7 protein-coding genes are annotated in these 12,505 nt (G+C 51.3%); 3 read left to right on the top strand and 4 right to left on the bottom strand.

Features of this window, described 5'->3' with window-relative positions:
* Positions 1–67: 67 nt before the first annotated feature.
* Both ACFMKP_RS01905 and ACFMKP_RS01900 read left to right on the top strand, forming a co-directional pair.
* Positions 68–1,891, top strand: a complete 1,824-nt coding sequence (locus ACFMKP_RS01905) for a glycosyl hydrolase family 8 (RefSeq protein WP_382288566.1) — start codon at positions 68–70, stop codon at positions 1,889–1,891.
* An 84-nt stretch (positions 1,892–1,975) separates the two neighbouring features.
* On the top strand, positions 1,976–3,493 hold the full coding sequence (locus ACFMKP_RS01900) for a glycosyl hydrolase family 8 (protein WP_382288564.1): 1,518 nt from the start codon (positions 1,976–1,978) through the stop codon (positions 3,491–3,493).
* Between the two features lie 54 nt (positions 3,494–3,547).
* On the opposite strand, the gene ACFMKP_RS01895 is transcribed toward ACFMKP_RS01900, so the two are convergent.
* Both ACFMKP_RS01895 and murJ read right to left on the bottom strand, forming a co-directional pair.
* A complete protein-coding gene (locus ACFMKP_RS01895; RefSeq protein ID WP_382288562.1) occupies positions 3,548–3,976 on the bottom strand; it encodes a hypothetical protein in 429 nt (142 codons plus the stop codon).
* 112 nt (positions 3,977–4,088) lie between these two features.
* Positions 4,089–5,912: a murein biosynthesis integral membrane protein MurJ gene (gene murJ / locus ACFMKP_RS01890; RefSeq protein WP_382288560.1), complete on the bottom strand. Its 1,824-nt coding sequence runs from the start codon at positions 5,910–5,912 to the stop codon at positions 4,089–4,091.
* 102 nt (positions 5,913–6,014) lie between these two features.
* Between murJ and rpsT the strand changes: the two genes are divergently transcribed.
* Positions 6,015–6,302, top strand: coding sequence for a 30S ribosomal protein S20 (gene rpsT, locus ACFMKP_RS01885; RefSeq protein WP_054535094.1), 288 nt, complete (start codon positions 6,015–6,017; stop codon positions 6,300–6,302).
* A gap of 644 nt (positions 6,303–6,946) precedes the next feature.
* Here the strand turns inward: rpsT and ACFMKP_RS01880 are convergent.
* Entirely contained in the window at positions 6,947–9,058 is a 2,112-nt protein-coding gene (locus ACFMKP_RS01880; RefSeq protein ID WP_382288558.1) for an elongation factor G, read from the bottom strand.
* 582 nt (positions 9,059–9,640) lie between these two features.
* On the bottom strand, positions 9,641–12,139 hold the full coding sequence (gene recG, locus ACFMKP_RS01875; RefSeq protein WP_382288556.1) for an ATP-dependent DNA helicase RecG: 2,499 nt from the start codon (positions 12,137–12,139) through the stop codon (positions 9,641–9,643).
* Positions 12,140–12,505 lie beyond the last annotated feature (366 nt).

The following is a 12,505-nucleotide window of genomic DNA, read 5'->3' as shown; positions in this document are numbered from 1 at the left end:
TAAACTGAGGGCGGCAGTTAATTGTCTGCCCTCTTTTTTCTGAATTGTTCTTTTCGGAGGTTGTTTGATGTTAAAGCATCGCAAAATGCTGCTGCTCGTGGCATTACTCGCGCTGATTAGCGTGCCATGGCTGCAATCTAAATCTGCTCAAGGCAATAATGTTAGCCCATTGTTGTTTCCCTATAACCAACCCTCAGGCATTAACTACAATGTGACCGATCTCACGCAGGCTTGGAACGAGTGGAAAAGCAATATGATCACCGCCAACAATGCTGGTGGCGGCAATCGCCTACGCGTGATGGGTGGGGTCGATAGCTCCTCGACGGTTTCCGAAGGCCAAGGCTATGGCATTTTGTTCGCCTCGATTTTCGACGACCAAAACACGCTTGACGGGTTGTGGTTGTTCACCCGCGATCACCTCGACCCCAACGGCTTGATGCACTGGCACATTGGCAATCCAGGCCAATTGCGCGGCAGCTACGCCGCCACCGATGGCGACGAAGATATTGCCTTGGGCCTCGTCAACGCTTGTGTCAAGGTGCGCAAGGGCGTTTGGCAACCAAGCAGCAATGGCCTCGATTATTGTGGCTTGGCAACAACAATGATCAACAATATTTATACTTATGAAGTTGATCACCCAGGCTCAAGCCCAATCGCTGGCTTGCCCAACAACCCCGGCAACGAATTATTGCCCGGCGATGGCTGGAATCTGACCCGCGATTATCCAGAAGGGATCGTCAATCTTTCCTATTTCTCGCCTGGTTATTTCACCGTGTTTGGTAAATTCACTGGCAAAACCAGCGAATGGGAAGCAGTCAACAGCCGCAATTATGAAATTACCAACTTAGCTCAATCACGTCCAGGCAACTGCTCGAAGCTCGTGCCCAACTGGAACCAATATGATGGCGATGCCCAACTCGTTTCGTGGCAACCAGAAGAATACGCATGGTGGAGCTACGACGCAGCGCGCTTTGCATGGCGCGTTGCCGTCGATAAAGCCTGGTACAACACCGCCAGCTCACGCGAAACCATGAACGAAGTTGGTGGTTTCTTCAGCAGCGTTGGCATCGAAAATGTGCAAGCGCGCTACCGAATGAACGGCACCTCGGTCGATAATTATCGCGGCGTGTTCTTTGTGGCTAATGCTGCTGCTGCGATTTGGGCTGCTCCTGCTGCGCAAGCTGTCAATTGTGGCGCGGCCACGGGCCAGCTCAAAACCACGCCGCAACAAGCTTACAATATGGTTTTGGCAACAAAAGATTCACCTAATTCATATTATGTCAACGCTTGGCGTTTGATGAGCATGTTGCTGCTGACTGGCAACTTCCCCAATATTTATGAATTAGCCAACGGCGTTACGCCAACCAGCACGCCATTGCCAACCAACACCACCGTACCTGCAACCAGCACACCACGCCCAACCAACGTATTGCCAACCAATACCACCGTGCCAGCAACCAACACGCCGGTGCCAACTAACGTGTTGCCAACCAATACCACCGTGCCAACGATTCGCCCAACCAACACGCCAGTGCCAACCAGCGCGCCGCCAACCAATACGCCAGTTGCTGGCGCATGCCAAATCAGCTACACCATTAACAACGATTGGGGCAGTGGCTTCACCGCCGATGTCAGCATTCGCAACAACGGGGCAGCGATTAATGGCTGGAATGTGGCTTGGACATTCGCAGGCAATCAACAAATTACCAATCTCTGGAATGGCGTTGTCAGCCAAACTGGCCAAAACGTCAGCGTCACTAGCGCTGGCTGGAATGGCTCGATCGCCAGTGGCGGCACTGCCAGCTTTGGCTTCCAAGGAACCTACAGCGGCAGCAACCCCAAGCCAAGCAGCATTAGCTTGAACGGCACTGCTTGTAGCGTCGCGCCATAAGATTCTTGGTATACTAGCCGTCGGTTTATTGCAAGGATGCAGCCCACAACTGCATCCTTGTTTTTGTGTCTAGGAGCAACTTCGATGAAGCAAGCATTCCACGCGCGTTGGCTTATTTTGGCAATTTTAGTCGGCCTCGGCTTCACGTTGCCACGTGAGCAAGCAGCCAAGGCTAGCCCGCAAGGCTTTACTTTTCCCTATAATCAAGCTTCAGGCATTAACTACAATGTGACCGATCTCACGCAAGCATGGAACGAATGGAAAAGCGCCCAAATTACCAGCAATAACGCTGGCGGCAATCGCTTGCGGGTGCTGGGTGGGGTCAGCAATAGCACGACGGTTTCCGAAGGTCAAGGCTATGGCATGCTGTTTGCCTCGTTATTTGACGATCAAACGACCTTTGATGGGTTGTGGCTGTTTACCCGCGACTACTTTACCAGCCGTGGCCTGATGCACTGGCACATCGGCAATCCCGGCCAAATTAATGGCAGTGGCGCTGCCACCGATGGCGATGAAGATATGGCCTTGGGACTTGTCAATGCCTGTGTCAAAGTGCAACAGGGGGTTTGGCCCGCCAGCAGCAATGGTCTCAATTATTGCAGCTTAGCCACAACAATGATCAACAATATTTATACTTACGAGGTTGATCATGCTGGCAGCAACCCACCTGCTGGCCTGCCCAACAACCAAGGCAACGAGCTTCTCCCAGGTGATTCTTGGTCGACTGCGACCGAATATACGCAAGGTATTGTTAATCTCTCATATTTTTCACCTGGCTATAGCACGGTCTTTGGCAAATTTACCAATAAAAATAGCGAATGGGCCGCCGTCAATAGCCGCAACTACGCCATCACCAATTTGGTGCAAGCCAAAGCTGGCAATTGCTCGAAGCTGGTGCCAAATTGGAATCAATATGATGGTGATGTGCAGTATGTTTCGTGGCAGCCTGAGGAATCGGCGTGGTGGAGCTACGATGCAGCGCGCTTTGCATGGCGGGTCGCAATCGATAAAGCCTGGTACAACACCGCTAGCTCGCGCGAAACCATGAACGAAATTGGTGGTTTTTTCAGTAGCGTCGGCATCGACAACCTGCAAGCCCGCTATCGGCTCGATGGCACCTCGGTTGATAATTATCGTGGCGTGTTCTTCGTGGCCAATGCTGCTGCCGCGATTTGGGCCGCGCCAGCACCGCAAGCTGTCAATTGTGGCGCTGCAACTGCCAGCCTCAAAACCACTCCCCAACAAGCCTACAACGCCGTGCTGAGCACCAAAGACACGCCCAACAGCTATTATCCCAACGCTTGGCGCTTGCTGAATATGTTGTTGCTGACTGGCAATTTTCCCAATTTGTATGAAATGGGCTTGGCAGGCAATGGCGGCACGGCCACCCCAACCGTAACTGCAACTAGCACCGCAACGACGACACCAAGCAACACGCCAACCAGAACGGCGACAGGCACGCCTACAACCAGCACCACAACGCCTGCGACGATTACTATCACCCCAAGTCGCACGCCAACTGCAACTCCAAGCCGCACACCAACGCTGGTGCCAAATTTAAATTATCGTATGTATCTACCATTTGCTAAATCTAATCGCTAATTAAATACAAAACGGCGGCAGTTGGGTGGAACTGCCGCCGTCCGCCACAATCAATTAGACAAGTTTTGGTTTGCGCGCAACAAAGACAATGCTTGTAACAAACAAAACCAAGCTTGCTGCTAAGAGCAACCAAAACCCTAAGCCTGCCACAATATCACGTTTTTCCGAGAAGCCAATTGTAAGCAAGCCATGGAATGCTGCAATCAAGAAGCTTGCAATAATGGTGAAAACCCCAAACACTTTTTTGCCAGTCAGGCTCAGTAATGCGAATAAACCACCAATTGCGACAGCAGCCCCGATAACCAAGTAAATTGTTTTATTTTTTGCTGGAATCAAATCGCTAATTTCGCCACCAAGCACTTGAAACACGCTAATCTTTAAATCTGGCGAGCTTGTGCTTTGAATGTAGGGCAAGAATAAACCAACCAGCATAATCAAACCCAAAACTGCCATTACCAGCGTTGAAATCCGTCGTGTAGCCATGATTACGTTTCTCCATAAACAACTATCTGTTGATGTAGGTACTATAATTGGCTTATGTGTCATATTCTGTCACGAATGGAGCAATTTTAGCGTGAATTAGCTCACAGCTGATTTAGCGTCGTTTCAGCCGCCCCAAAATGCGTTGTTGCCAAACTGCTGCTTCGGGCGCTCCCAAGGCGCTTGAGCAAGCAAAATAGATTGCAATCGCCAATAAGCCGTTAAAAAGCAACGAGCCAAACAAGCTCGCCAAACTTTGGGTTTGCGGCGCAATTTGCACCCAAGCCGATAGATCGAATAAGTTGGTCTGCCATGCCAAGCTCAAGCCAGCGACCGCTGCAATCGCAAAGCCCAGCCATTGGGGCAGTGGCTCGGCATTCAAACGTCGCCACGTATAATTTAAGCCAAGCAAGCCAACAATCAACAGGCTAAATATCGGCGCTTGCAACACCAACGCCATCGCCAACGAGCTAAGCAGCGTAATGAGCAACGAGCGCTGCAATTGGCCAGCACCATCAAGATTGCCATTGCGCCGCCGCCACATTACCAGCAGCAACAATAATTCAAGGTTGTTGGTAACGCTAAATGCGCCAGCCAGCACGATATGGCTGGTGCTATACCGAGTCAGTATCCAACACAGACCAATATTCAACACCACGGTTACAATCCCAATCACCACCGGAATCGTGGTTTCTTGGCGGGCATAAAAGCCGCGAATCAAGATTTCGGCAGCGCCAAAGGCTGGTAGCGCCGTGGCATACATCATCAAGGCTTGCACCACCCACAAGGTCGATTGGCTATCGAAGTTGCCGCGTTGGAACAGCACCTGAACAATCGGCGTGGCCAGCAGCATCAAGCCAACAGCGGCGGGAATAATTGCCCATAACACTGTGCCCAAGGTGCTGCGCGTTGTTTGATTAAAGCCTTCCTCATCGCCTGCCGCATACAAGCGGCTGAGTTGGGGAAACATCACGGTTGCTAAGCTGAGGGCAAAAATGCCATGCGGCAGCAACATCAAGGTTAATGCGTTGCTCAACGCCGTAGCGCGGCCATCGCCAAGCAATTTGGCAAAGCTGAAAATCGCAATGGTGTTGATTTGCATCGCTGCTTGGCCAAACACCCGCGGCCCCATCAACAGGCCAATCCGGCGCAAGGCAGCATCGCGCCAATTGAAGAGAACTTGATAGCGAAAGCCCACCCGATAGAGCACCGGCAATTGACAAACCAAATAGAGTAATGCACCCAGCACCACGCCCCATGCAGCGCCTTCAATCGAGACCGCTTGGCCATTATGCTCAACCACGCTGATCGGATGTTGTACTAAGCCAAAGCGCACCAGCAACGGCCCAATAAGCACAATTCCCGCAATAATAGCCACGTTATAAATCACAGGAACTAAGGCTGGCATGGTGAAATGATCAAGCGCATTCAACATTGCCATTGCCAAGCCCCCCAGCCCAAGCAGCAATGGCGAGAGCATAAACAAGCGCACCAAATAAATCGCCAAACCTAGTTGTTCAGGGGTATAGGTGGGGTTAAGCCAACGCAGCAGCGGGGCGGCCAGCAGCAAAATTGCTAATGAAACCACACTCAAAACAGCCAAGGCAGCATTGATCACCAAATTGGCAACTTGCCACGCTCGTTCATGGGTTTGGTTGGTATAGGCCTCGATAAAAATTGGAATAAAGGCTGTGCCCAACGCGCCGCCAATAATCACCAAATACAACAAATCGGGAATTTGAAAGGCGGTGGTATAGATATCGCTGACAATATTGGTGCCAAAGTAGCTCGACAAGACCGTTTGGCGCACAATCCCAATCACGCGGCTCAACAAATAGCCCAACATCACAATTGCGCTATTGAGTACTGCACTCATCGAGCGCTTGCGTAACGGGCTGGAAGTGGGCGTGGGAGTCGGCGATAATGACTCGTTGCTCATTTTGATTCTTTCTGGTATAATCCATCGTCGCGAATCCAAATTAGCCGCAGGCTGCGTGGCCTCGGCGTTTTCTTATGATACCAAACCTTCGAGGAGGTCACGTTGGCTAATACAGCTTCAGCCCGCAAACGCATTCGGACAACTGCTCGCCGCCATGCACGCAACGTTATGGTGCGCTCACAACTCAAAACCTTGGTCAAGAAATCAGCTCAAAGCGTCAATGCTAAAAACGAAGCTAGCAAAGAATCGTTGGCAGCAGCGTTGAAAGCCTTGGACCAAGCAGCCGCTAAAGGCATCATTCACAAAAACCAAGCAGCCCGCCGCAAATCACGGTTGGTTCGCCGCTTCAACATTGCTAACGGCATCGGTACCCGCACCACCGTGCAATAAGCCCTGCCATTTTTAGCACTGTTCTGCAATGAAAGCCCCATCTGTGGGCTTTTTTGCTTTAACTTTGGGGATTGGTTGTTGGGGGTTGGGGATCGGGAAGTAAGAACATAGAGCATAGAGCATAGGGGATAAGAGATTGGGGGTTTAACGCAGCGGCGCAGAGAGACGGATGGCTATGGGCTATGGGCTATAGGCTATAGGTGTACTGGTACATTGGAGGAGCAACTATCCCTCACCCCCAGCCCCTCTCCCACTAAACGCGGGCGAGGGGAGCAGACCTTTTTTTACCACGCATTGCGGCAGAACCATATGGTTAAAGCCCCTCGCCCATCGGATGGGAGAGGGGTTGGGGTGAGAGGATCATGCGGTGGTTAATGCAATATACCAGTACATATAGGCTATAGGAATTGTGCCCAAAGCCTATAGCCCGAATTTTCATCCTTCATCCCTTCTTTTCGCCACAAATTTATTGATTACGTTCCCAAAGCCAATAGCCTATAGCCATTCCTCTCTTCTTTTGACTTTTGACTTTTGATTTCTGCCTTCATCCTTTGGTTCTCTGCGCCGCTGCGTTAAATTTTTGACTTTTGACTTTTGATTTCCGCCTTCATCCCTCATCCTTCATACTTCATCCTTCATCAGCTCTATTCATCATCGTCGTGGTGCTGTTTGGCATTGGCGATGATGGTTTGGGCGACGCTGTGCGGTACATCATCATAATGGTCAAGCCGCATCACAAAATCGCCACGGCCTTGGGTAATCGAACGCAGATCGGTCGAGTAGCGTTGGCATTCGGCCAAAGGCACATGGGCGGTAATCAAGGTACGGCTATGGCCAATTTGCTCCATGCCTTGAACCCGCCCCCGTTTGTTGCCATTCAAATCGCTTAAAATATCGCCAACATATTCATCGGGAACATTGATATTAAGCGCATAAATTGGCTCGATAATTACCGGATTGGCTTTGCGGGCAGCCTCGCGGAAGGCAAATTTACCAGCAGTTTTGAAGGCAATTTCTTTGCTATCAACTGGGTGTTCCTTGCCATCGTAAATCACCGCCTTCACGTCAATCACTGGGTGGCCAGAAAGCACGCCTAAGGCCATCGATTCGCGAATGCCTTTTTCAATCGCTGGCCAAAACGAGCGCGAAACCACTCCACCCACAATCTCGCTGGCAAATTCAAGTGGATCAGCGCGATCAGGATCGGCGGGCAATGGCTCAAGCCGCAGCGAAATTTCGGCAAATTGGCCAGCCCCACCAGTTTGCTTTTTATGGCGATAGGTTGAGCTAGCTGTGCTGCTGATGCGTTCGCGGTAGGGCACGCTGGGAATTGCCAAATCAAAATGCACATCGAATTTGCGCTTCACTCGTTCGGCGACAAAATTTAAGTGCGTTTCGCTCAAGCCCGAAAGCAAAGTTTCGCCAGTTTGGATGTCGCGCCCAAGCTGCAAAATCGGGTCTTCTTCAATAATTCGATGCAGTGCATTGCCCAGCTTGTCGAGGTCGTTTTTGGAGTGCGGCGTGACTTTGGCGGTAAAGGCGGCTTCGGGGTAGCTAATGCCGCGCAAACGCAAGGGATTGTCGGAGCTATAAAGTGTATCGCCGCTCAGCGTGTCGGCGAGCTTGGCCACAGCTCCCAAATCGCCTGCATGCACCACCGAGACTGGCGTTTGCTCCTTGCCGCGCAGCTGGAAGAGTTGGCCAATGCGTTCGTCGCGGCCTGTACGCGCATTACGCACCACTGAGTTTGAGTGCAGCTCGCCGCTAAATACGCGGAAGCAGCTCAAACGGCCAACATAGTGATCGACGTGGGTTTTGAAAACCAGCGCACTCAGTGGCTCGTCTGATTTGCCTTCGAGAAAATAATCATCATCGTTGCGCAAATCGTGGGCGGTGGTCAAACGCTTGGCAGCAGAGGGAATCGCATCGAGAATGCCATCGAGCAACTGGGGAATGCCCGAAAGCGTGGTTGCCGAGCCGATAAACAGCGGCATAATCGTATGCGCATTGATTGCAGCCTGAAAACCTTGGCGAAGCTCTTCATCGCTAAGCGATTCCGCGCCGCCTTCCAAATATTCCTCGATCAAGTGGTCGTTGGTCATGGCGATTTTTTCAATCAAGCCATCGGCCATTTGCAGCGCTGCTGGGCGAATCTCAGCAGGAATTTCGGCGATCTCATAGGCTCCATCTTTGCCATTATGATGCAGCCAGGCTTTGCGTTTGCGCAACGAGACAATGCCCTTGAAGTTGGCTCCGCTGCCGATTGGCATATGCATCGGCGTGATTGCTTCGCTCAGCAGGCCTTTGGCTTGTTCGACGGTCCGTTGAAAGTTGGCATTTTCGCGATCAAGCTTGTTAATAAAAACAACTCGTGGGATATTCGCCTCACGAGCCATTTGCCAAAGCAATTCTGCGCCAACTTCGACCCCGCCAGCGGCATCGAGCACCAGCACCATGCCATCGATAACCCTGAGCGCCGCAGCAGCTTCGCCGCGAAAATCGGCATAGCCAGGCACATCGATAAAATTGAACTTGTTGCCGTTCCATTCGATTGGAATCACCGAGAGGTTGATTGAGGCGTGGCGTTTGACTTCATCGGGGTCGTAATCGCTCACGGTTGAGCCATCTTCGACGCGCCCCATGCGTGGTAGGGCTTTGCTGGCGAAAAGCAGGGCTTCAGCGAGGGTTGTTTTGCCAGCACCGCCATGGCCAAACAGGCCAATTGTGTGGATACGATCCGGACCGTACTCTTTCATAGAGACTCCTCCTTTGGAGTTACTTGAAACGACGACGGAATCAATGTGAGGGTTGATTGTCTGTCGATTATAGCGCCGTCGCGAGCGAACGGCAAGCTTAATCCTTAAAGTACCTAAACCATCACGCTTGGGCGATCGCGGTTTAGGCTTTGAGCATAGCATGCGCCAAGTGACAGAATGTTACAGTTTCGCTACCGTTGGAGATAAATCAAAAATTTTTAAGCGCAAAAGCAAAGAGTTTTGGCTTGAGGAAAATAAAAAAGCGTTTTAAACCACAAACGGCTCGCATAATGGAGCCGCTTGTGGGAGAGAAGAGAGAGGAGAAGGTTTGAATATATAGTACACCACCAATCACTCTCTGTCAAGAGGGTCTTTGGTGTTTTAGTTGAGCAATTTTCGCAACCTTTGTAGTAGCTAGTTGTAATGGTTTATTGCGTTAACAATGGCAAGTCCCCTCACCCCCTAGCCCCCTCTCCCGCCCGCGAGGCGAGGGGGAACCACGCTCCCCTCGCCCGCATGTAGTGGGAGAGGGGCTGGGGGTGAGGGAATGATCCTGATTGCCAATCCAAAGAACCAGTATAGCTAGTTGCTTTGGGTTTCCATGCCAGCCCAAAAGGCTTGGAGCTTTTCGCGCACCTTGGCATGCTCAGGCAATTCTAGCTCAGGGTCAATCTTCAAGATACGTTCGGCCTCGATTCGTGCCGCATGCAACAAGCGCGTATCGGTCAGTTGCGCCACTTTGAGATCGGGCGTGCCACTTTGACGAATACCAAAAAACTCGCCTGGCCCACGCAATTCAAGGTCAACTTCGGCCAAGCGAAAGCCATCTTCGCTTTCTTCCATCGATGAAAGCCGCGCTACCGTTACATCGTTATCTTCTTTGTCGCTGACCAAAATGCAGAATGATTGATGGCTGCCGCGCCCAACCCGCCCGCGAAATTGGTGCAATTGGGCCAAGCCAAAGCGCTCAGCACCTTCGATCATAATCGTGGTGGCGTTGGGAATGTCGATCCCTACTTCAACTACCGCCGTCGCCACCAAAATATCAAATTCACGGTCGCGAAACTGCGCCATAATTGTGTCTTTTTCGCTCGCCGTCATGCGGCCATGAATCAAGCCCACTTTCAGCTCAGGGAAAATCTCGTGCTGCAAATGCTCTTGCTCAACAATCGCCGATTTTACATCTTCGAGTTTTTCGCTTTCCTCAACCAACGGGCAAATTACAAAGGCTTGACGACCAGCAGCAATCTCTTTGCGCATATGCTTGTAGGCTTTGCTGCGTTCGCCTGAACTAATCCATTTGGTGCGAATCGGCTGGCGGCCTGGTGGGCGCTCATCAATCACCGAAACATCAAGATCGCCATAAATCGTCAAGGCCAACGAGCGTGGAATTGGCGTGGCCGTCATCACCAAGAGATGCGGATTAAAGCCCTTGCGTTTAAGTGCCTCACGTTGCTCAACCCCAAAGCGATGCTGTTCATCGACCACCGCCAAGCCAAGCGCCTGATAATCGACATTGGCTTGAATCAGCGAATGAGTGCCAATGATAATGTCAACCTCGCCATCGGCAATCAGTTTCAGTGCTTCGCGACGTTGGCGAGCCTTGAGACTGCCAGTCAACAGTGCCACCCGAATGCCACCCGGCTCTGGCTCTGGCTCATCGGCGAGCATCAGCAATTGCTTAATTTGCGCCAGCCGATTGCGTTTTTCTTGGTCAAGATCGCTGCGCCAATCGCCATTGGTCGGCGTTTCGCGGCCAGGAATTTTAACATTGGCTAGCAGTTTTTTCAGGCCACGATAATGTTGCTCGGCCAAGATTTCAGTTGGAGCCATCATCGCGCCTTGAAAGCCCGCCGCGACTGCTTGCACCAAGGCTGCTGCTGCAACCGCCGTCTTGCCCGAACCGACATCGCCCTGCACCAAGCGCGTCATTGGTACGGGTCGCTCCAAATCGCGGCAAATTTCAGTAAAGGTGCGGGCTTGGGCATTGGTCAAAGCAAAGGGCAACGAAGCCAAATAGGCATCGTGAATTGCTTGATTAAAAGCAATCGGCTGGCCTTGCACGCCTTGATAGAGCCGTTTGCGCTGCAACACGCCCAGCTGAATGTACAAAAATTCATCAAAGCCCAAACGTTGGCGCGCTCGTTGCACCATCGCCCAGCTATCAGGAAAATGTATTTGGCTGACTGCAACGCCCAAAGGCAACAAACTAGCGCGTTCGCGTAGCTCAATTGGCAATGGATCGGGCAAGGTTGGCGTAAGCACATCGACCACTCGTTTGATCACTTGGCGAGCATTGCGATCTTGCAGGCCTTTGGTTAGCGGGTGAACTGGCACAAGTCGGCCAGTATGCACCAAATCGTCCTCGACAAATGGCTCCCACTGTGGGTTGCTCATCGATTTCATTTCGCGAAACATACTTACTTTGCCGCTGAGCACAATGCGCATGCCTTCACGAAATTGCTTGGCCATCCACGTGCCGCGAAACCACGAAGCCTTGAGCACACCAGTATCGTCGCCGACCGTAATTTCAACCCCTTGGCGACCTTTGGCATTGAAGCTTTTAATCGCATCGACGGTCACAATCACGGTATCAGTTTCGCCCACCACCAAATCGCAAATCTGCTTGCGTTTGCTAAAATCATCGTAGCGATGCGGCACGTGATAAAGCAAATCTTCGAGGGTATGCACGCCCAGCTTGGCAAACGATCGCGCGGTACTTGGCCCGATGCCCGCCAAATTTTTCAGCAAGGTATCGAGCGGCGGCACGGCTCCAACCGGTTCAGTCGGAGCTTTGGGCTGTTTACGAAACAAATTGCGCAGCCGATCAAGCGCAACGCTCAAACGAGCCTCACGTTCGGCATGGCTCAAATCGGAATAGCCGTCGAGCGCATCAAGCACGCCCTGCACCACTGGTTCGTGCAAGGCTTGGGGATGCTGCGCTTGCCATTCGCGCAGAAAAACGCTAATTCCCTCGGTGGTTGCGGTATCGTCACAACCGGCTTTTTCCTCGGCAGCCAAGGTTTTGCCAAGGTCAATAATATGCTGATTTGCTTGCATAGCCATCAAAACAACGAACATAGAAATTTCTATGTTCAAATCTAGTCGCTCAACTGTGCGTATATTGTACCAGAATAAAAACAGAGAACAGAGAGCAAACGGCGAAGGATGAAGGATGAGGGATGAAGGATGAAGAGCAAAAGTCAGAAGTCAAAAGTCAGAAGTCAAAAGCTTATAACCTTCGTGGATTAATTTTCTTGGCGCAGAGGCGCAGAGAAACCGAAGGATGAAGGATGAATTATGAGGGATGATGCTCTTAGCTAGAGGCTATGGGCTTTTAGCTCATCAATTGGTGAAATTCGTGCAATTCGTGGCCAAAAAAATTCATCTCGATAATCTGTGCCAATCTATGGAGAAAAAACTGAACCTTCGTGTCCTTCGTGTTCT

The sequence above is a fragment of the Herpetosiphon sp. NSE202 genome, assembly GCF_042688385.1.
Classification (GTDB): Bacteria; Chloroflexota; Chloroflexia; order Chloroflexales; family Herpetosiphonaceae; genus Herpetosiphon.
Note: the sequence above shows the minus strand (reverse complement) of the source record. Positions and strands in the feature narration are given on the sequence as shown.

What these genes read in the sequence shown, in the direction of transcription:
- ACFMKP_RS01905 (WP_382288566.1), top strand. Translation starts at nt 68, where the DNA reads ATGTTAAAGCATCGCAAAATGCTGCTGCTCGTGGCATTACTCGCGCTG.
- ACFMKP_RS01900 (WP_382288564.1), top strand. Translation starts at nt 1,976, where the DNA reads ATGAAGCAAGCATTCCACGCGCGTTGGCTTATTTTGGCAATTTTAGTC.
- ACFMKP_RS01895 (WP_382288562.1), bottom strand. Translation starts at nt 3,976, where the DNA reads ATGGCTACACGACGGATTTCAACGCTGGTAATGGCAGTTTTGGGTTTG.
- murJ (WP_382288560.1), bottom strand. Translation starts at nt 5,912, where the DNA reads ATGAGCAACGAGTCATTATCGCCGACTCCCACGCCCACTTCCAGCCCG.
- ACFMKP_RS01880 (WP_382288558.1), bottom strand. Translation starts at nt 9,058, where the DNA reads ATGAAAGAGTACGGTCCGGATCGTATCCACACAATTGGCCTGTTTGGC.
- recG (WP_382288556.1), bottom strand. Translation starts at nt 12,139, where the DNA reads ATGTTCGTTGTTTTGATGGCTATGCAAGCAAATCAGCATATTATTGAC.